The 20,604-nt window shown below is 64.9% G+C and carries 16 protein-coding genes; 7 read left to right on the forward strand and 9 right to left on the reverse strand.

The window, feature by feature from the left end; genetic code table 11:
* Nucleotides 1-54: 54 nt before the first annotated feature.
* The 3 genes from KF719_RS12530 to KF719_RS12540 all read right to left on the reverse strand — a co-directional run bounded on the left by KF719_RS12530 (nucleotide 55) and on the right by KF719_RS12540 (nucleotide 2,174).
* Nucleotides 55-936 carry an SDR family oxidoreductase gene (locus KF719_RS12530; RefSeq protein ID WP_293510655.1) on the reverse strand — a complete coding sequence of 294 codons (882 nt, stop codon included), beginning with the start codon at nucleotides 934-936 and terminating at the stop codon, nucleotides 55-57.
* 109 nt (nucleotides 937-1,045) lie between these two features.
* Nucleotides 1,046-1,312 carry a DUF6460 domain-containing protein gene (locus KF719_RS12535; protein ID WP_293509042.1) on the reverse strand — a complete coding sequence of 89 codons (267 nt, stop codon included), beginning with the start codon at nucleotides 1,310-1,312 and terminating at the stop codon, nucleotides 1,046-1,048.
* A gap of 28 nt (nucleotides 1,313-1,340) precedes the next feature.
* Entirely contained in the window at nucleotides 1,341-2,174 is an 834-nt protein-coding gene (locus KF719_RS12540; RefSeq protein WP_293509043.1) for a mechanosensitive ion channel domain-containing protein, read from the reverse strand.
* A 197-nt stretch (nucleotides 2,175-2,371) separates the two neighbouring features.
* Between KF719_RS12540 and KF719_RS12545 the strand changes: the two genes are divergently transcribed.
* Together KF719_RS12545 and pdeM are read left to right on the forward strand one after the other, a co-directional pair.
* Nucleotides 2,372-4,939 carry a ligase-associated DNA damage response DEXH box helicase gene (locus KF719_RS12545; RefSeq protein ID WP_293509044.1) on the forward strand — a complete coding sequence of 856 codons (2,568 nt, stop codon included), beginning with the start codon at nucleotides 2,372-2,374 and terminating at the stop codon, nucleotides 4,937-4,939.
* Nucleotides 4,940-5,018: 79 nt separating this feature from the next.
* Nucleotides 5,019-5,732 (forward strand): ligase-associated DNA damage response endonuclease PdeM, encoded by a 714-nt coding sequence (gene pdeM / locus KF719_RS12550; RefSeq protein WP_293509045.1) that lies wholly within the window; start codon nucleotides 5,019-5,021, stop codon nucleotides 5,730-5,732.
* A 138-nt stretch (nucleotides 5,733-5,870) separates the two neighbouring features.
* Here the strand turns inward: pdeM and KF719_RS12555 are convergent, their stop codons facing one another.
* The 6 genes from KF719_RS12555 to KF719_RS12580 all read right to left on the reverse strand — a co-directional run bounded on the left by KF719_RS12555 (nucleotide 5,871) and on the right by KF719_RS12580 (nucleotide 13,357).
* On the reverse strand, nucleotides 5,871-6,641 hold the full coding sequence (locus KF719_RS12555) for a cytochrome c biogenesis protein CcdA (protein WP_293509046.1): 771 nt from the start codon (nucleotides 6,639-6,641) through the stop codon (nucleotides 5,871-5,873).
* The gene (locus KF719_RS12560) at nucleotides 6,641-7,441 is read right to left on the reverse strand and encodes a TIGR02186 family protein (RefSeq protein ID WP_293509047.1); all 801 of its coding nucleotides are present in this window, start codon (nucleotides 7,439-7,441) and stop codon (nucleotides 6,641-6,643) included. Before KF719_RS12560 ends, KF719_RS12555 begins: the two co-directional genes overlap by 1 nt.
* A complete protein-coding gene (locus KF719_RS12565) occupies nucleotides 7,438-8,361 on the reverse strand; it encodes a sulfite exporter TauE/SafE family protein (RefSeq protein WP_293509048.1) in 924 nt (307 codons plus the stop codon). The genes KF719_RS12560 and KF719_RS12565 overlap by 4 nt, the downstream gene beginning before the upstream one ends.
* Before the next feature lie 118 nt (nucleotides 8,362-8,479).
* Nucleotides 8,480-11,455: a peptidoglycan-binding protein gene (locus KF719_RS12570; RefSeq protein ID WP_293509049.1), complete on the reverse strand. Its 2,976-nt coding sequence runs from the start codon at nucleotides 11,453-11,455 to the stop codon at nucleotides 8,480-8,482.
* 197 nt (nucleotides 11,456-11,652) lie between these two features.
* Nucleotides 11,653-12,729: a TRAP transporter substrate-binding protein gene (locus KF719_RS12575; protein ID WP_293509050.1), complete on the reverse strand. Its 1,077-nt coding sequence runs from the start codon at nucleotides 12,727-12,729 to the stop codon at nucleotides 11,653-11,655.
* Between the two features lie 67 nt (nucleotides 12,730-12,796).
* Nucleotides 12,797-13,357 carry a CAP domain-containing protein gene (locus tag KF719_RS12580; RefSeq protein WP_293509051.1) on the reverse strand — a complete coding sequence of 187 codons (561 nt, stop codon included), beginning with the start codon at nucleotides 13,355-13,357 and terminating at the stop codon, nucleotides 12,797-12,799.
* Nucleotides 13,358-13,509: 152 nt separating this feature from the next.
* Here KF719_RS12580 and KF719_RS12585 point away from each other — a divergent pair, with 152 nt between their 5' ends.
* Genes KF719_RS12585 through KF719_RS12605 form a run of 5 tightly spaced genes read left to right on the forward strand, consistent with a single transcriptional unit; the run spans nucleotide 13,510 to nucleotide 20,563 of the window.
* Nucleotides 13,510-14,019, forward strand: coding sequence for a MerR family DNA-binding transcriptional regulator (locus tag KF719_RS12585; protein WP_293509052.1), 510 nt, complete (start codon nucleotides 13,510-13,512; stop codon nucleotides 14,017-14,019).
* Between the two features lie 52 nt (nucleotides 14,020-14,071).
* Complete coding sequence (locus KF719_RS12590) at nucleotides 14,072-15,865, forward strand: acyl-CoA dehydrogenase C-terminal domain-containing protein (RefSeq protein ID WP_293509053.1); 1,794 nt, start codon at nucleotides 14,072-14,074, stop codon at nucleotides 15,863-15,865.
* 25 nt (nucleotides 15,866-15,890) lie between these two features.
* A complete protein-coding gene (locus tag KF719_RS12595; RefSeq protein ID WP_293509054.1) occupies nucleotides 15,891-17,048 on the forward strand; it encodes an acyl-CoA dehydrogenase family protein in 1,158 nt (385 codons plus the stop codon).
* 46 nt (nucleotides 17,049-17,094) lie between these two features.
* Entirely contained in the window at nucleotides 17,095-18,300 is a 1,206-nt protein-coding gene (locus KF719_RS12600; RefSeq protein ID WP_293509055.1) for an acetyl-CoA C-acetyltransferase, read from the forward strand.
* Between the two features lie 7 nt (nucleotides 18,301-18,307).
* Nucleotides 18,308-20,563 (forward strand): 3-hydroxyacyl-CoA dehydrogenase NAD-binding domain-containing protein, encoded by a 2,256-nt coding sequence (locus tag KF719_RS12605; RefSeq protein WP_293509056.1) that lies wholly within the window; start codon nucleotides 18,308-18,310, stop codon nucleotides 20,561-20,563.
* Nucleotides 20,564-20,604: the final 41 nt, after the last annotated feature.

The following is a 20,604-nucleotide window of genomic DNA, read 5'->3' on the forward strand; positions in this document are numbered from 1 at the left end:
GAGATTACTGGCGCTCCGCGCCTCCGCGTCTCCGCGTGCAAAACCTTTCTTCCCTCAAACGCTCCGTTGTGCCTTGTCCTTGTCGTTGGCGCTGCGGATCATTTCGCGCATCTTCCCCCAGTCGTCGTCGGTGAGCTTCGACAGCCGCGAGAAATTTCCGCCGCCGGCCGAATAGCCCGCGCCGTCGATGGCGATGGTCTGCCCGGTCAGATATTCGCAGCCGTCGCCCATCAGAAACGTCGCGAGGTTTTTCAATTCGTCCATCTCGCCGACGCGCCCCATCGGAATGCCGTCGCGTGAGCCTTCGCCGTCGGTCGACTGGCCGGGCGAAAGCCGCGCCCAGGCGCCTTCGGTCGGAAACGGCCCCGGCGCAATCGCGTTGAGGCGGATGCCGTAAGGGCCCCATTCGGCGGCGAGCGATTTGGTCATGATGTTGACGCCTGCCTTCGACATCGCGCTCGGCACCGTGAAAGGCCCGCCATTCCATATCCATGTTGTCAGAATAGAAATCACGCTGCCCTTCACCTTGTCGGCGATCCAGCGCGTGCCCACCGCATGCGTCACGTAGAAACTGCCGTGAAAGACGATATTGGCGATCGCGTCGAAACCGCGCGGCGAAAGGTCTTTCGTCGGCGAGATGAAATTGCCGGCCGCATTGTTGACGAGCCCGGTCAGCGGTCCGCCATCGGCCCAGATTTCGCCGACCATGTCGTCGACCGCCTGCGCAACGCGGATGTCGACGCTATGCGTCTTGACGGAGCCGCCGTGGCGGCCCATCAGCTCTTTCGCCGTCTCGTCGAGAACGTTTTTGCGCCGCCCGCAGATGTAAACTTCGGCCCCGAGCCGAAGATAATCCTCGGCCATTTCCTTGCCGAGCCCGGTGCCGCCGCCCGTCACCAGAATGCGCTTGCCCTTCAAGAGCCCGTCGCGAAACATCGAAACCATCTTGTCCTCCCGCATGTTTGTTGGGGAGGAGATTAGCGCGCGGCGCGGACGCCGTCTCGCGTCGCATGATGACGCAAGGGAAGCCGTCGTCCCCTCACGCTCACTTCCCGCGCTCCGTCATCATCGTCCACAGCCGGACGACAATGAAAATCGGCACCACGACGATGGCGCCGAGCACCAGATATTGGAACGACCAGTCGATGGCCTCGAAGCCCATCTCCCAGACCCGGATTGCCGTGTCGAGGAAGTCGCGCCAGAGGTCGATGGGCTTGATGCCGAGAATGGCGAGCACGATGCCGACCGCGACCGACGCCACCGCCAGCTTGAAAATTGTGGCGAGCACGGGCCCGCCGAATATCCGGTCCATTTTGAAATCCGCTCCTGTGACGCCGCTCTCAGTCCTTGCCAGCATAGACCGTCCGGGCCGGGAAGGGGATGGTAATTCCCTCGCGGTCGAACCGCTCTTTCACCCGCCGCGTCAGCTCGAATTTCAGCGGCCAGTAATCGGTGGTCAGGCTCCAGACCCGGACCGTGATGTCGACCGAGCTGTCGCCCAGATTGCCGACGCCCATGAAAAGCTCCGGCTCCTTGAGGCAACGCGGATCGGCCTCGAATACGTCCCGGATCGCGTCCATCGCCTTGCCGATATCGTCGCCATAGGAAATGCCGAAGGAAAAATCGACACGCCGCGTAGGATGAAACGAAAAGTTGCGCAGCGCCTGTCCCCAGATCTGGCTGTTGGGCACGAAAATCTGCACATTGTCCGGCGTCGTCAGTTCGGTGGTGAACAGCGACAGCAGCTTCACCGTCCCGGCAATCCCGCCGACTTCGACATAGTGCCCGGCGCGGAACGGCCGGAAGATCAGCAGCATCACACCGGCGGCCACATTCGACAGCGTGCCCTGCAAGGCAAGGCCGACCGCAAGACCGGCGGCGCCCAGCAGCGCGATCAGGCTTGCCGTTTGCACGCCGAATTTCGCCAGCACGGCCAGCAGCGTGAAGATCAGCACCAGATAGCGCACCATCGTGCCGAAGAAATTCTGCAGCATCTCGTCGATGCCGGGAATGCGCGCAATGCCGGCAATCGTCCACGTCCTCGCTTTTCCGGCGAACCAGAAGCCGGCAATCAGGATCAGGATGGCCGACAGCATCGACAGCCCGTGCTCGATGAAGGTCGGCAGCAGCGCATCGAGATGTTCGCGGAGTTCGGGCGGCAACTGATCGAACATGGGGGCGGGGCACTCCGTGTCGTGAAAGGGCCATGGAAGGTATCGCCAGTCTCCCATGATGATCCTCTGAATTGAAGCCCCGCCACGGCCCGGCGGTTTCGTCGGTGGCTTCATTCGAGCGTATTTCGGGAGATAGGCTGAAAACGGGGATCGAGCGCATCGCTGACAATTGGCCGCAACCTGCTAACCTTCCGCCCATGACAGCCCCGCTCCCCGCGCCCCGAACACCGCAAGCGCCCGCCGCGCTGCCGCCGGCCTTCGCCCGCTGGTTCGCCGCCCGCGGCTGGCGCCCGCGCGCGCATCAACTGGCGCTGCTCGATCTCGCCTGCACCGGAAATTCCGCGCTGCTGATCGCCCCCACCGGCGCCGGCAAGACGCTGGCGGGCTTCCTCCCCTCGCTGGTCGATCTCGCAGAAAATCCGCCATCGAAGCCCGCGCTGCACACGCTCTACATCTCGCCGCTGAAGGCGCTCGCCGTCGACGTAAAGCGCAACCTCGAAATCCCGATTGCCGAAATGGGTCTCGACATCGCCATCGAAACCCGCACCGGCGACACGCCGCAGAACCGCCGCCTGCGCCAGCGCCACACGCCGCCCTCAATCCTGATGACGACGCCGGAGCAACTGGCGCTGCTGCTTTCCTACAGCGATGCGCCCAAATTCTTCGCCGCGCTCTCCTGCATCGTCCTCGACGAGCTGCACGCATTGGCCAATTCGAAACGCGGCGATCTCTTGTCGCTCGGCCTCGCACGTCTCTCGCGTCTTGCGCCCGCCGCGCGCCGCGTCGGCCTGTCCGCTACCGTCGCCGAGCCCGATGCGCTCAGGCGTTATCTGATGCCGCAGTCGCCAAGTGATGAAACAGGCGGCGAAAGCCTCGCCGAAATCGTCGTCGCGCCGCCCGGTGCCGCGCCCGAAATCAACATTGTCGCCACGGGCCTGCCCGACGAAGAGGGCGGCGAGGCGCGCATCCCCTGGTCGGGTCATTCGGCGCGTCACGCGCTCCCCGCCGTCTACGAGGCGATCCGGCAAAACCGCATCGTGCTGGTCTTCGTCAACACGCGCTCTCAGGCCGAATTCGTCTTTCAGGAACTCTGGCGCCTCAACGACGACGCGCTCCCGATCGCGCTGCATCACGGCTCGCTCGCCGCCGAAGCCCGCCGCAAGGTCGAGGCCGCCATGTCGGCGGGCACGCTTCGCGCCGTCGTCTGCACCTCGACCCTCGATCTCGGCATCGACTGGGGCGAGGTCGATCTCGTCGTCAACATGGGCGCCCCGAAAGGCGCGAGCCGCCTGCTGCAGCGCATCGGCCGCGCCAATCACCGCCTCGACGAACCCTCGCGCGCGCTGCTGGTGCCGGCCAACCGTTTCGAGGTGCTCGAATGCGAGGCGGCCCGCGCCGCCGCCCTTGAAGGTGCGCAGGACGGCATGGTCGCGCGGCAAGGCGCGCTCGACGTGCTGGCGCAGCACATTCTCGGTTGTGCCTGTTCGCAGCCATTCGACCCCGACGATCTCTATACGGAGGTTCGCTCCGCCGCGCCCTACCGCGCGCTGACGCGCGACGATTTCGGCAAACTGGTCGATTTCGTCGCCACCGGCGGCTATGCCCTGAAGACCTATGACCGCTTCGCGCGGCTCCGCCCCAACGCGAAGCTCGAAGGCGACATGCGCCTGCGCGCGTCCTCGCCTTCCGTCGTCCAGCAATACCGCATGAATGTCGGCACCATCGTCGAGGCGCCGATGCTGAAGGTGCGGATGATAAGGCGCGGCGGGCGCCGCCCCGTCGGAGGCATGGGCGGGCGTTACCTCGGCGAGATCGAGGAATATTTCATCGACCAGCTCTCCCCCGGCGACACTTTCCTCTTCGCCGGCCACATCCTGCGTTTCGAAGGTCTCGCCGAAACCGAGGCGCTCGTCACGAAGTCGCCATCCGGCGAACCGATGATCCCGTCCTACTACGGCGGCAAGTTTCCGCTCTCGACCTATCTGGCCGCCCGTGTCCGCCGCATGCTGGCGCACAAACCCGAATGGCGGCATCTGCCGCCGCAGGTCCGCGAATGGCTCGAAATGCAGAGCTGGCGCTCGGTGCTGCCCGGCGAAGACAATCTGCTGGTCGAGTGCTTCCCGCGCGGCGACAAGTACTATCTCGTCTGCTACCCCTTCGAGGGTCGCCTCGCGCATCAGACGCTCGGCATGCTGCTGACCCGCCGCCTCGACCGCGCCGGCGCGCGGCCGATGGGCTTCGTCGCCTCTGAATATTCGCTGGCGATCTGGTGCCTGCGCGATCCGGGCCTGATGCATGAGCGTCACGAGCTGCCGCTCGGCGAGTTGTTCGCCGAAGACATGCTGGGCGACGATCTCGACGCATGGCTCGCCGAATCGAGCCTCTTGAAACGCACCTTCCGCGATTGCGCCATTATTGCCGGCCTGATCGAGCGCCGCTATCCGGGCCATGAGAAGTCGGGCCGTCAGGTCACCTTCTCCTCCGACCTCATATATAATGTGCTGCGCGAGCACGAGCCCGACCACATCCTGCTGCGCGCCACCTTCAACGACGCCGCCACCGGCCTGCTCGACATCGCCCGCGTCGCTGCCATGCTGAAACGCATCCGTGGCCGCATCGTCCTGAAACGCCTCGACCGCGTCTCCCCGCTCGCCGTCCCGGTCCTCCTCGACATCGGCAAGGTCCAGGTCGACGGCGAGGCCAGCGAAGCGCTACTCTCCGAAGCGGCCGACAAGCTGATCGAGGAAGCGACGCGGCTGGTGTGAGCGGCGACCTTTCGAAAAACAAAAGTGTCACCCCGGCGCAAGCCGGGCTCCATGGGCATCTCGAACTGACACCTGACAAATGTACGAATTGAAACAGGACCTCCATCTCGAAATGCACCCCGCGCTCACCGTTTGCGGACAGGCTTTCGACCTGACGCCCGAAGGCGCGGCCTTCCTCGCCGCCGAGCGTCTGCTCGTCGCCGCCGACCTCCATCTCGAAAAAGGTTCGTCCTATGCCGCGCGGGGCATCGCGCTCCCGCCCTACGACACCCGCGCGACGCTCGTCCGCCTCGAAAACCTGATCGCCCGTTTCCGCCCGCGCGTCGTCGTTGCGCTCGGCGACAGTTTCCACGACGCCCGCGCCGACAGCCGCATGGCGCCGAAAGACGCCGCGCATCTTGCCAGGCTCACGCGGAGCTGCGACTGGATCTGGATTTCCGGCAATCACGATCCGGCGCCGCCGCCGCAATTCGGCGGCGAAATCATGGAACAATTTCGTCTCGGCCCGCTGACCTTCCGTCACGAGCCGCAGGCGGCACCCGCCACCGGCGAGATAGCCGGCCATCTTCATCCGTGTGCGGCGGTTCGCGTGCGCGGCCGCCGCCTGCGCCGCCGCTGCTACACGTCGGACGGCACGCGCATGGTTCTCCCCGCCTTCGGCGCCTATGCCGGCGGTCTCAACGTCCTCGACCGCGCCTTCGACGATCTGCTCCCCGGCCTCGATTTCCATGCCTGGATGATGGGCGGCCGCACCGTCGTCCCCGTCGCCGCCCGCCGCCTCGAAGCGGATTGATCCGTATAGGGATCGAATAGCGGAATTTGCCCCTGTTTCGAGGATAAACCCTCTCTCTGTCATCCATCTGTCAAAAAACTGTCACAAATGGCCTTCGCAGCGGGGATAAAAAAAGTAATCCCCTGGGTTATCCCCGTTCTAGCCGAACGTCGCCAGCACCGGAAAAGTCTCCAGCAGGAAGATCGCGATCCGCTCGAACGAACCGAGGATCATCAGCGTCCCGGTCGCCGCCAGCAGCAGCCCCGCCGCCATTTCGACCTTGCGCATGTGACGGCGGAAGCTCGACGCAAAAGACAAAAATCCGCGTACGGCAAATGCCGCCGCGATAAATGGAATGCCGAGCCCCAGCGAATAGACGGTGAGCAGCGCCGCACCCGCCTGCAAACTTTCCTGCGCCGCCGCGATCGTCAGGATCGTCGCGAGGATCGGACCGATGCAGGGCGTCCATCCGAAGGCGAAGGCAAGCCCGAGAACATAAGGGCTGAAAAACTGCATCGCCGGGCTGCGCGCGACATCGCCATTGCCCGCGATGCGAAAACGCATGTCGCGATCGAGCAGCGCAATGCGAAAGAGACCCATGTAATGCAGGCCGAAAATCACAATCACCGCCCCTGCAATTTGCGACAGTACGATCTTGTTCGACATGATGAACGGATTGATCGCCGAGGCGCTGGCGCCAAGCGCGACGAAGATCGTCGTGAAGCCGAGCACGAAACCGGCCGCGCCCAGCGCGACGCGCTGTGTCAGCCCTTCGGATGCCAGCGGCTTTCCCTCCGCATCCTCGCGCGTCAACTCTTCGAGCGACGTGCCGGCGATGAAGCAGAGATAGGCCGGCACCAGCGGCAACACGCAAGGCGACAGAAAACTGATCAGCCCGCCGGCGGCGGCGGCGAAATATCCGATCTCCATTAGGGTCGCCTCATCACGGCCGAAGCCAGCCAGCCCGCAAATGCCGCACCGAGAACGGCGAGCAATCCGTATAGCAACGGGTCGCTATGCGCCATCCGATAGATGAAACGTTCGATGCCGCGCTTGTCGATATAGAGCGGCGACGAAATCGTGTCGATCACATCGCCATCCTGAAACAGATAGACCTTGGCGGTATAAAGGCCAACCGGCACATTGGCGGGAATGTCGACACGCGCGCGAAAAAGCGTCTGCCCGAGAAATGTCACGCCGCCCGGCACGCTGACATAGAGCCGGTCGCGCTGCCTGTTGCGGATCAGTGCCTTCCAGAAAGCGGTCTCCTGCTCCGGCAGCAGAATCTGCACCGTCCCGTCGATGGCGCGCGCCTCCGCAACGCCGGGATCGATGCTTTCGATGCCGATGCGCAGTGCTTTCAGAATATCCGGTGTGGTCGTCACTTCGAGCGGCCGCGTGCTGGCAACCGCGTAGTAGCCCGGCACGTCGGGATAGGTGACGGAATCGTGGTTGACCCAGATGCCGGCCACGCGCTCCTTGCGTCTCACCATCGCCGGTGCGTTCGGCCCCTGCACCACGACGACGATGTCGCGGTTGAGCGCGCGTGTGCCGGGCGTGCGCGCCTCGACCGCGCCGAAGAGCAGGATCTGGGTACCCGTGAAGTTCGAGCGAATGGCGATCTGGTGTTCGGAAAGATCGGTCACCAGCTGGTCCGCGCGCAGGGGCGTCGCCGCCAGAACGGCGACGGCGAGCGCAAGCGCGAGGCGATATGTCGAAACGGCGTTCATCTGTGCGGCACCACGTCGACAACGGAATAGAGATCGGCCGGCGTCGTCACCAGTTCGTAGCCGAGCCGGAGGCTGATCAGCAACAGGATCGCGGCGAGCAGCGCACGCAATTGTTCGGCCGGAAGTCTTTCCGCCGCCCGCACGCCATATTGCGCGCCGACGACGCCGCCGATCACCAGCAGGAATCCGAGCACGATATCGACGGCGAAATTTGTGTAGGCATGCATGACGCCGGTCAGCGCCGTTACGAACACGATCTGGAAAAACGACGTGCCGATCACGACATTGGTCGGCATCCGCAGGAGATAGATCATCGCCGGGATCATGATGAAGCCGCCGCCGACGCCCATGATCGCCGACAATGTGCCGACGAAATAGCCGACAAGGATCGGCGGAATGACGCTGATGTAAAGTTTCGAGCGGCGAAACCGCATCTTGAAGGGCAGGCCGTGGATCCAGTTGTGGTGGCCGCCGCGCCGCGCCGGCAGGGCGCCGCCCCGCGCCGCACGTATCGCGCGCACACTCTCCACCATCATCATCGCGCCGATGACGCTCAGGAAAACCACATAGACGAGCGAGATGACGAGGTCGATCTGGCCCATGCGGCTCAGCGCCTTGAAGAGGAAGATGCCGCTGATCGAACCGGCGACGCCGCCCGCCAGCAGCACCGCCCCCATTTTGAAGTCGATGGATTTTCGCGTGAAATGCGCGAGCGCCCCCGTCACCGACGAAGCGACGACCTGCGTCGTCTGCGTGCCGACGGCGACGGCGGGCGGGATGCCGAGAAAGATCAGCAGCGGCGTCATCAGGAAGCCGCCGCCGACGCCGAACATGCCCGAAAGGAAACCGATCGCAACGCCCATGGCCAGAATGGTCAACACGCTGACCGGCATCTCGGCGATCGGAAGATAAATCTGCATGACGCGCGGCTCCGGCGGCCGAAAGCCGTCCCGGAGCGAAAAGGGACGGAAAAACGGATGCGGATTTGGGTAACACGTCCGCGCGGGAATTCCTAGGCATCCCGCGCCGGAAACGGGATCAGCCGAAGCGCGCCTCGAGCGTCGCCAGCGTCTCGGACGTCACCGTGCCCGTCGCCTCCAGCCCCTCGGTCATCTGGTAGCTGAGAATGGCGTCGCGTGTGCGCGGGCCCATCAGCCCGTCGGGCGATCCGGCATCGTAGCCGAGCCGGTTGAGCAGCGCCTGCGTGCGCGCGATGGCGTCGCGTGTCGGCGCCGCATCGCCGCCGATATTGCCCACCGCCGAGACGTCCCAGCTCTTCAGCGTGCTGATGTCGCCATTGGCAAGCGGTTCCGGCGTCCGGGCGCGCCATGTTTCGGCAGCCACCTTCGCCTTGGCGAGGTCGGCGGCATCCATCGTCGCGGCCAGCGCATCGCGCTTGGCGGCCGCGCCTTTGTCGCCACCCTTGGCGGCGATCGCGAGCCATTTATAGGCCTCGATGGGGTTCTTCTCGATGCCGAGCCCGCGCTCGTTGAGCACCGCGAGATTGTACTGGCTGTCGCCGAGGCCGTAATTGGCGGCGGCATCGAACCATTTGGCGGCGGTCGTGAAGTCCTGCGCGGTGCCGCGGCCTTCCGCGTGAATGACGGCGAGATTGTGCATCGCCTTCACATTGCCGCTCTCCGCCGCCTTCTCGTAAAGCGTCCGCGCCCTGGCGTCGTCCTGCGGAACGCCGCGCCCTTTCTCGTATTGCGTGGCGAGGCGGTATTGCGCGATGGCGAGATCCTGATTGGCCGCGCGCTCGAACCATTCGGCGGCGCGCGCCATGTCCTGCGACACGCCCTCGCCATTGGCAAAGCGCTGCCCGAGTTCGTATTGCGCCGCCGCGTCGCCGCGCGTCGCCGCATCCATCAGCGTCAGCCGTGCCGGTTCGACGGGCGCGGTCTCGACGGGCTTGGCCGGCGCCGCCGTTGCGGGCGCCGCCGGTGTCAGCGTCGCCTGGCCGGCCGGCTGCGCGGTCGCGGGTTTCGGCGTTGCGGGTTTCGGTTCGGGCACCAGCGCTTCGTCCGGCGCTTTCGCTGCCGGTGGCGTGGTGGACGCCGGCGTCGTGGCTTCGCTTGCCGCCGCGCCGGCGTCCTCCGGACTGGCCTCCGGATTTTCGTTCTGGCTGGCGCCGCCCGGTGCAAGCACCGAAGGTTGCGGCGCGCTCTGTTCGACGATCGGGCGTTCGGGTTGCGCAATGCGCGGCGCCGGGCCTTCTTTCAGCATCACATAGGCGCCGGCCATCAGCGCCAGCAACACAAAGCTCGCCGCAAGACCGGTGATCAGTTTGCGCCGGCCCGCGCCGTGGTCCTCGGCCGAAAAACGCGCCGGCGATTCCGGATAGCCGGGCGCCGGCGGCGTGGCGTAGTAGGGCTCCTGCCGCGGCGACTGCCCGCCTTGCGCGGCGGCCTGCGCGGCGCGGCGTGCGGCGGCGAGAAAATCATTGGCGGCGCGCTGTCCGGCGTTCTCCACCGGCGGCGGCGCGGGATCGGGCGGAATGATGCCGTCATCGACAGGCGCGCGCATCTGTGCGTCGTCAAAGCTCTCGTCGTCGGCGGGATAGGGCGGCGGCGCGTCATTCTCGTAGGGCGCATCGGCGGGCGGCGGCGCCGAAACGGCCGGCGCGGCCGTGCGGCCCCAATCGGTTGCGTTGAGCGCCGGACCGAGATTGCCGCCCATTGCCGGGTTGAGCATCGGCGGCGCATCGAATTGCGGTAGCGGGAAGCCGGGGCCTGACGGTGCGAAACCGGCGGCAACGCCCGCATTGAGCTGCGGCGAAAGCGTCGCCTGCTTCACGGCCTTGGTTTCGCGTTCGAGATATCCGAGACGGTTCGTCATCTTCTCGATCATCGACTGCAGCGTCGTCAGCGCCTCGCGGTCGCGGCTGTCGGTCGCGCTCAGATTTTCGTTGATGCCGGCAATCGCCTGCTCGACGGTCTGCGCCGCCTGCATCGTCAGTTGTTCGTTGTGTTCGAGGCGCTGCGCCATCTGCTCGAGACGTTGCGCCAGCGCCTGCGGAATTTCGTGGCGCTGCACATTGTCGAGCTCTTCGAGCTTGCGCGCGATGCTGCTGACGCTCGTCTCGAAAGTCTTGACCGTTTCCTCGGTGCGATGTTCGGTCTGCTCCAGCCGCCGCGCCATTTGCTCAAGGCTCGTCTGGAGCCGGTCGATGGTGGCGCGCTGGCTGTCGGCGTGGGATTTTTCCTCGATGGCCTTCAGCGCGGCTTCCACGGCTTGCGGGCCGATGCCGGTGACGCCGTGCTCCATCTTTTCCATGCGCGTCGCAAGCTGCATCAACGCGTCTTCGAGCGCGCGCGCCCGCTTCTTGGCTTCCTCGCGCTCGGTTTCTTCTTCCGCCGTTTCGACGCGGTCGGAAAGCGAAGCCAGCGACTGGCGGATTTCGCTCAGCGTTTCGTCGGTGCGCCGCTCGGTCGCGTCGAGATGATCGACGACCGCATTGACGGCTTTTTCGAGTGTCTGGATCGTGCGCGCATCCTCGGGACGCAACCCGCCGCCGCGCGCGCGTTCGGCGCGTTCCATGCGTTCGTGAAGCTGCTGCAATTTCCGGTCGAGCGGATCCAGCGATCGCGCATCGGAAACCCGGGCCTCGGAATATCTGTCGTCCATGTCGTACTCCGACTGGTCGATGCGCTGGGCGAGTTGTCCCACCGTCGCTTCGAGCCTGCGCGTCATTTCCGCGGTGCGGCGTTCGCTATTCTCGACCCGCTGCACCACCTCGCGCACCGCCTCCGCCACGGGAGCGAGATCGACCCCGGCGGCAGGCTTCGGTTCGGCCGGCGCCGGTTGCGGCATGGCCTCGGGCGGCGGCGCATAGGCATTTCGGTAGGCAGCGGACGCGGCGCCATCGGCGCCCACTTCGTCCGTGCCCGTATCCATGATGACCTGGTTCAGCCACGCGCCGAGCGTCACGCCCGCCCGCCGGGCGGCCTGCTTGGCCGCCTCGCGCGCCTCGGGCTCAATGCCCTTGACGCTCCATGGAACCCCCGGTCTCATCCGAATCACTATGCCCGTTAACCCTCTGAGGCAGTATAAACCGCGCTATCTGGTATTACGAACGCGCGCTGCCCCAAAACCTTGTAGCGGTTGCACCATCGCCGGACGGCGTGTGAATGCAGGCCGGCAACTTCCCTCATAAAGCGCCAACCTAGGTAAAGACGGGGTTAACGGGGGCCATTTCCGGGGCGTCGGCCTCAGCCCACGGAATGATCGTTGCGAAGCCCGAGCATCGCCACGTCGCTCCATTTCGACCAGGCGCGGGCATGGTCAAGCGCCCGGCCGTAAGAGGCCGCGACCCGGCCCGCAAGGTCGCTGCTCGCGGCAAGTTCGGCGAGCACGGCGCGCGCCGCCTCGGCCATCGCTTCCGCGACCGGCTCCGGCCAGGTCCTGAGCTCCGTGCCGCCGGCCGCAACCAGTCCGGCAAAGGCTTCGGCGTTGTGGAAGGTGAAGTCGGCCAGCGTTTCGGCGGCGCTCGCCATCGCCGCGCCGCGCACGATGTCCTTGAGGTCCGGCGCGAGGCTCTCGAACTTCGCCCTGTTGACCGCGAGCTCCAGCGCCGGCCCCGCTTCGTGGAAGGCCGGCAGATAATAGTAGCGCGCGGCCTTGTTGAGCCCGAAGGCGATGTCGTTCCACGGGCCGACCCATTCGGCCGCGTCTATCGTGTTGTTCTTCATCGCGGTGAAAATTTCGCCGGGCGGCGTCAGCACGACGCTGGCGCCGAGCCTGCGCATCACCTCGCCGCCGAGCCCGGCGATGCGGAACTTCAACCCCTTGAGATCGTCGAGCGAATTGACTTCCTTGCGGAACCACCCGCCTGCCTGCACGCCGCTCGACCCGGCGTAAAAAGGCACCACGCCGAAGGGCGCATAGGCTTCTTCCCAAAGGGCCTGTCCGCCGCCGAATTGCAGCCAGCCGGCCATTTCCGGCGCCATCATGCCGAATGGCACGCCGGTGAAATAGTGGAAGACCGGGTTCTTGCCCTGCCAGTAATAGGGCGTGCCGTGCCCCATTTCGCAGGTGCCTTGCGACACGGCGTCGAAGACCTCGAAGGGCGGCACAAGCTCGCCCGCGCCGAAAAGCTTCACCGTCAGCCGCCCGCCCGACATCGCGCCGATCCGGTCGGCGAGCCGTTGCGCGTTGACGCCGACGCCCGGCGCGCCCTTCGGCCAGGCCGTCGCCATCTTCCATTCGATGGCGCCGTCGGCCCGTGCCAGTGCCGGCATGGCCAGCGCGCCGGCGGCTGCGCCGCCGATAAATTCTCTGCGTTTCATGATGCTGCTTCCCCGAAATTCGCTCGCGCGAGCATCTCACCTCGAAGGCCCGCCCCGCAATGGGCCGTCAGTTCCCGGCGAACACCTGCACGGCGATGATCCGCGTTCCCGCCCGCCCGATGCCGACGCCGCTGCGCGTCGCCTCTGCCGCCTGCATGTTCTGCCGGTGCTGCGGGCTCTGCGCCCATTTCTCGACCATGAGCTTCGCCAGCGCCGCATCGCTCATCGCGGCGTAGCTGGGCCCATCCACCACCTGGACGTTTTCCGAGATGCGGGCGTTGAAGTTCTTGTCGACCGCCAGCACCCGTTCGCGCGGGCCCTGACCTTCCGGGTTGTGATGGCCGAAATAGCCGCGCAGCGCCATGTCGGCGGCATGGACGGCGGCGGCGCGCTGCAGCGTCGCATCGGTCGCAAGCGGGCCCGCACCGCGCGTCTTGCGCCAGTCGTTGACGGCCATCGTCACGGCGCGGCCGAGCGGTGTGTCGGCCTCGGCCGCGGCGCTGGCGGCGGCCGGCAAGCTTGCGGTGCTGACATTGACCGGCGGCTGTTCCCGCATCGGACCGGGCGCACAGGCCGCCAGCATCGAAATCGCCGCGAGGGCTGCAATCGGGAGCCTTGTCGGTCGCATGTCATGCCTCCGTGCCGTTCGCCGCGACCATATCAGATCGTCCCGCCGCCGACTCTTCTTGACGCTTACGTCAACGTAAACTAGAGTCCGGTCCAATTCAGAAAAACGGCTGAAAACAGCCAAAAATTCCGCATTCAGGGAGCGATCATCTCATGGACCAGCAGCTTCACAGCGCCATCGAGGCGCCCCGCCGCAACAGCCGCGATGCCGCCGGCGAGACCTTCTCGATCACCCAGCTCGCCGAGGAATTCGGCCTGACGACCCGCGCCATCCGCTTCTATGAAGACAAGGGACTGCTGTCGCCCGAGCGCCGCGGCCAGACCCGCGTCTATCACCCGCGCGACCGCGCGCGCCTGACGCTGATCGTGCGCGGCAAGAACGTCGGGCTGGCGCTGGCCGAGATCAAGGAAATCCTGAGCCACTACGACCAGGAAGACGGTTGCGTGACGCAAAACCGCGTCGCCATCGGCAAGTTCCGCCGCCGCATCGAAAGCCTCAAGGAGCAGCGCCGCGAGATCGACCTCCAGATCAAGACGCTGGAAGAGAGCTGTGCCCGCCTTGAGGCGCAGATCGCCGCCAGCGAAAAGCGCGACCGGGCCGAAAAGAAGCTCGTCGCCTCCGAAGCGGCGAAGACGAAAAAGCCGGAAAAGGCTATCGTCTGAGGCTTGGCGCGGCCGGCAAGAACCGGCCCCGCAAACCCGCCGGAGGAAACCCATGCCGACCTACAAAGCGCCGCTGCGCGAATACCGCTTTCTGCTGAACGAGTTGCTGAACTTCTCGCAATATGGCGACCTGCCGGGCTTTGCCGATGCGCCGGCCGATCTCGTCGACGCCATTCTCGAGGAAGCCGGCAAGCTCACCGAGGAAGTTCTGCAGCCGCTGAACCAGATCGGCGACCGCGAAGGCTGCAAGCTCGAAAACGGCGTGGTGACGACGCCCACGGGCTTCAAGGAAGCTTACAAGCTGCTGGTCGATGGCGGCTGGCCGGCGCTTGTGGCCGACACGGAATATGGCGGGCAGGGGCTCCCGAACGCGCTCGGCGTCATCTTCAACGAAATGGTCTCGTCGGCCAATATGGCCTTCGGCATGTATCCGGGCCTCAGCCACGGCGCATACTCCGCGCTTTCGCAGCACGGCACCGACGAACAGAAAAAGAAATATCTGCCCAAGCTCGTGACCGGCGAATGGACCGGCACGATGAACCTGACCGAACCGCATTGCGGCACCGATCTCGGCCTGTTGCGTTCGAAGGCCGTGCCGGTCGGCGACGGTTCCTACAAGATCAGCGGCCAGAAGATTTTCATCTCGGCCGGCGACCACGACCTTGCCGACAACATTCTGCATCTGGTGTTGGCGCGCATCGAAGGCGCGCCCGCCGGCGTCAAGGGCATCTCGCTCTTCCTGGTGCCGAAATTCCTGGTCAATGACGACGGCTCGCTCGGAAACCGCAACGGCGTCTCGGTCGGCTCGCTCGAAGAGAAAATGGGCATCCACGGCAACGCGACCTGCGTGCTGAACTACGACGAGGCGATCGGCTGGCTGGTCGGCGAGGAGCACAAGGGCCTGCGCGCCATGTTCACGATGATGAACGAAGCGCGCCTCGGCGTCGGCCTGCAGGGCCTCTCGCAATCCGAAGTCGCATACCAGAATGCGGTCACCTATGCGCTGGAACGCCTGCAGGGTCGTTCGCTCACGGGCCCGAAAGCCGAAGACAAGCCCGCCGATCCGCTGATCGTCCATCCCGACATCCGCCGCATGCTGCTCAACGCCAAATCCTTCAACGAAGGCGCCCGCGCGCTTCTGGTCTGGACGGCGCTGCATGGCGATCTTTCGCACCGTTCCAACGACGAAAAGACCCGCGAATTCGGCGACGACATGATGTCGCTGCTGACGCCGGTGTTGAAAGGCTACTTCACCGATCGCGGTTTCGCCCATGCGGTCGATGCGCAGCAGGTCTATGGCGGCCACGGCTATATCGACGAATGGGGCATGGGCCAGTTCGTGCGCGATGCCCGCATCGCCATGATCTATGAAGGCGCCAACGGCGTGCAGGCGCTCGATCTCGTCGGCCGCAAGCTGGCGCAGAATGGCGGCCGCGGCGTCTTCGCCTTCTTCAAGACCATCGACGATTTCATCGCCGCCAACAAGGCGAACGCCGATCTGAAGCCTTTCCTCGATCCGCTCGCCGCCGCGCGCAAGGACCTCGAAACGGCGACCATGTGGTTCATGGAAAACGCGCTTGTAAATCCCGATCACGCCGGCGCCGGCTCGACGCCCTACATGCATCTCTTCGGCATCACCGGCCTTGCCTTCATGTGGGCGATGATGGCGAAGGTTTCGCTCGAAAAGCTCGCCGCCCAAAGTGAGGGCGACAGGGCCTGGTACGAAACGAAAATCAAGACCGGCCGCTTCTACATGGAACATGTGGTGCCCGAAACGGCGACGCATCTCGCGCGCATCCGCCACGGCGCCGATCCCATGATGGCGATGGCCGCCAACGAATTCTGAATGTCGAAGACAGGGAGCACGACGAATGAGTCTGAATGCCGGTTACAAATCGCCTTGGCTGAACGAGGAACTTGAAATCCTCCAGGGCGCGGTCGCCAAGTTCTATGAAAGGGAATTCCAGCCGCATGTCGAGCGCTGGGAGGACCAGGGCTGCGTCGATCGCGACGCCTGGCTGAAGGCGGGCGAAGCCGGTATTCTCTGCGCGTCGATCAAGGAGGAATACGGCGGCGGCGGCGGCAATTTCGCCCATGAAATGGTGATCGCCGAAGAGCAGGGCCGCGCCGGCATTTCCGGCTTCGGCAACTCCGTGCATTCGGGCATCGTCGCCCACTACATCCAGTCCTACGGCACCGAGGATCAGAAGAAGAAGTGGCTGCCGAAAATGGCGTCGGGCGAAATCGTCGGCGCCATCGCGATGACCGAACCCGGCACCGGCTCCGATCTGCAGGGCGTCAAGACGACGGCGAAGAAGTCCGGCAACCAGTATGTGGTCAACGGCCAGAAGACCTTCATCACCAACGGCCAGCAGGCAAACCTCATTTGCGTCGTCGCCAAGACCGATCCGGCCGGCGGCGCTAAGGGCACCTCGCTGATCATGGTCGAAACCGACGAGGCCGAAGGCTTCCGCCGCGGCCGCAACCTGAAGAAGATGGGCCAGAAGGCGCAGGACACGTCCGAGCTTTTCTTCGACGAAGTGAAAGTGCCGACCTCGAACCTGCTCGGCACCGAGGAAGGCAAGGGCTTCTTCCAGTTGATGCAGCAGTTGCCGCAGGAACGCCTCATTATTTCGGTGCAGGCCTGCGTCGCGATGGAAATGGCGCTGAAATACACGACCGACTATGTGAAGGAGCGCACCGCCTTCGGCCAGCGCATCCTCGATTTCCAGAACACGCAGTTCAAGCTCGCCGAATGCAAGACCGAAGCGACCATCGCCCGCGTCTTTGTCGACGACTGCGCGGTGAAGCTTCTCGACGGCAAGCTCGACGCCACGACAGCCGCCATGGCCAAGTGGTGGACGACGCAGAAGGAAAACGAAATCATCGACACCTGTCTGCAGTTCTTCGGCGGCTATGGCTACATGATGGAATATCCGATCGCCAAGCTCTACACGAATGCCCGCATCCAGAAGATCTACGGCGGCACCAACGAAATCATGAAAATGCTGGTCGCCCGCACGCTCTGACGCGGCGCCGGAAATACGAAAACAATTTCCCCCAGGGAGACATCCAATGACCGAATGTTTTGTCTACGACACCGTGCGCACGCCGCGCGGCAAGGGCAAGAAGGACGGCGCGCTGCACGAAGTGACCGCGCTCGAACTCTCGACCCAGACCTTGAAAGCGATCCGCGACCGCAACGGCCTCGACACCTCGAAGGTCGACGACGTCGTGCTCGGCTGCGTCGACCCCGTCGGCGAGCAGGGCGGCGACATTGCCCGCATCGCCGTGCTGAATGCCGACTACGCGCAGACGACCGCCGGCGTGCAGATCAACCGCTTCTGCGCCTCCGGCCTCGAAGCGACCAACATGGCGGCCGCCAAGGTCATGTCCGGCGAAGCCGATATGGCGATCGGTGGCGGCGTCGAGTCGATGTCGCGCGTCGGCATGGGCGCGTCGGGCGGCGCCTGGTCGTCCGATCCCAACATCGCCTTCAAGTCCTATTTCACGCCGCAGGGGATCGGCGCCGATCTCGTCTGCACCAAATACGGCTTCACCCGCACCGATGTCGACGCTTATGCGGTCGAAAGCCAGAAACGCGCGAAGAATGCCTGGGACAAGGGCTATTTTGCGAAGTCCGTCATCCCGGTGAAGGACATCAACGGCCTCACCATTCTCGATCACGACGAGCACATGCGCCCCGAGGCGACCATGCAGTCGCTGGCCGCGCTGCAGCCTTCCTTCGCCTCGCTTGGCGAGTTTGCCTTCGATGGCATCGCGCTCGACCGCTACCCGGAAGTCGAAGAGATCGTCCATGTCCATCACGCCGGCAATTCGTCCGGCATCGTCGATGGCGCGTCCGCCGTTCTCGTCGGCAATGCGGCCACCGGCAAGGGCATGGGCCTGAAGCCGCGCGCCCGCATCCGCGCCATGGCCTCGATCGGTTCGGAGCCCTGCATCATGTTGACGGGCCCGGCCGATGTGTCGCGCAAGGTGCTGGCCAAGGCCGGCATGAAGCCCGAGGACATCGACCTCTATGAGCTGAACGAAGCCTTCGCCTCCGTCGTGTTGCGCATGATGCAGGCGCTCGACATTCCGCACGAAAAGATGAACGTCAATGGCGGCGCCATCGCGATGGGCCATCCGCTCGGCGCCACCGGCGGCATGATCCTCGGCACCGTGCTCGACGAGCTCGAACGCCGCGATCTCAACACCGCCCTCATCACGCTCTGCGTCGGCGCGGGCATGGGCACCGCCACCATCATCGAACGCGTGTGAGGCGACAATGACCACGTATGAAAACTTCAAATTCGACGTCGACGCCGACGGCATCGCCCTCGTCACCTGGGACATGCCCGGCCGTTCGATGAACGTGCTTTCGCAAAGCTCGATGGCCGACATGGCCGCGATCATCGAAAAGATCATGTCCGACGACGCCATCAAGGGCGCCGTGCTGACCTCCGGCAAGGACGCCTTCTGCGCCGGCGCCGATCTTTCGATGATGGGCGGTCAGGCCGGCGGCGGTTCCGGCGGCGGTTCGCAGGAAGAGCGCGTCAAGGCGATGTATGAGGGCAACCTCAAATTCAACATGCTGCTGCGCTCGCTCGAAACCTGCGGCAAGCCCGTGGTCGCCGCAATCAACGGCACGGCGCTGGGCGGCGGCCTCGAAGTCACGCTCGCCTGCCACTACCGCGTCGCGTCGGACAATCCGAAAACGCAGATCGGCCTCCCCGAAGCGAAGGTCGGTCTCCTGCCCGGCGGCGGCGGCACGCAGCGCCTGCCGCGTCTCATCGGCGCGCAGGCCGCACTGCCGCTGATCCTGCAAGGCACCTCGCTCGATCCGCAAAAGGCATTGAAGGCCGGCATCGTCCACAAGGTCGTGCCCGCCGCCGAACTGATCGCGGCCGCCAAGGCGTGGCTGAAGGAAGGCCTCGCCCAGCCGAAAGTGAAACTCGGCAAGAAAGGCCCGGAAGTTTATGCCATCGCCATCCAGCCCTGGGACCGCGAAGGCTACAAGGTGCCGGGCGGCGATCCGCATTCGAAGGGCGGTGGTCAGGTCTTCACCATCGGCAACGCGACGTTGCACAAGCAGACGCATGGCAATTTCCCGGCGCAGAAATTCATCATGTCCTGCGTCTATGAAGGCCTGCAGGTGCCGATCGAGGCGGGCTTGCGCATCGAGACGCGCTACTTCACCAAGCTGCTGATGGACCCGCGTTCGAAGGCGATGATCCGTTCGCTCTTCCTCTCGATGCAGGAACTGGCGAAAGGCGCGCGCCGCCCGGCGGGCATCGCGCCCTTCCAGGTGAAGAAGCTCGGCATACTCGGCGCCGGCATGATGGGCGCCGGCATCGCTTACGTCTCGGCGCAGGCCGGAATGGAAGTGGTGCTTCTCGATACCGATCAGGCGAATGCCGAAAAGGGCAAGGCCTATTCGGAGAAGCTGCTGGCGAAGGCGCTCGAACGCGGCAAGACCACGCAGGAGAAGGCCGACAAGCTGCTCGGCCTCATCAAGCCGACGACGAATTACGACGACCTCAAAGGCGCCGATCTCGTCATCGAAGCGGTCTTCGAAAGCCGCGACATCAAGGCCGAAGTGACGAAGAAGGCCGAACCGATGCTCGCCGCCGGCGGCATCTACGGCTCCAACACCTCGACGCTGCCGATCACCGGCCTTGCCGAAGCCGCCGCCAAGCCGGACAACTTCATCGGCATCCATTTCTTCTCGCCCGTCGACAAGATGCAGCTTGTCGAAATCATCATGGGCAAGAAGACGAGCGACGAGACGCTCGCCAAGGCGATGGATTACGTGAAGCAGATCCGCAAGACGCCGATCGTCGTCAACGACTCCAGAGGCTTCTACACCTCGCGTTGCTTCGGCACCTATGTCGGCGAAGGTCTCGCGATGCTGGGCGAAGGCGTGCCCCCCGCGATGATCGAGAATGTCGGCCGCATGACCAGCATGCCGATGGCGCCGCTCGCCTTGAACGACGAAGTCTCGCTCGACCTCGCCTACAAGGTGCGCGAGCAGACGAAGAAGGACCTCGGCGACAAATATGTCGGCTCGCCTGCCGACGATCTCGTCAAGAAGATGGTGGTGGACCTCGGCCGCGTCGGCAAGAAGGCCGGCAAGGGTTTCTACGACTATCCCGCTGACGGCAAGAAGAAGCTCTGGCCGGGCCTCGCCGATCTCGTCGGCAAAGCCCAAAACCCCGACGACCTCGATGTGCAGGAGCTGAAAAACCGCTTCCTCTACATTCAGGCGCTGGAAGCGGCGCGCTGCTTCGAGGAAGGCGTGGTAACGGACGTGCGCGACGCCGATGTCGGTGCGATCCTCGGCTGGGGCTTCGCGCCCTGGGCCGGCGGCCCGCTGTCGCTGATCGACATGGTGGGCACGGCAGCCTTTGTCGAAGCCTGCGACAAGCTCGCCCAGAAATACGGGCCCCGCTTCACGCCGTCGAAGCTGCTGCGCGACATGGCCTCGAAGGGCGAAACCTTCTATGGCCGCTTCGCCCCCAACAAGGAGAAGGCGGCGGCCTGATCCGCCGCACGGCCCAACAAAAACGGAAGCCCCGCCCCGAA

Origin of the sequence: Parvibaculum sp. (assembly GCF_019635935.1) — a bacterium.
Taxonomy (GTDB): domain Bacteria; phylum Pseudomonadota; class Alphaproteobacteria; order Parvibaculales; family Parvibaculaceae; genus Parvibaculum.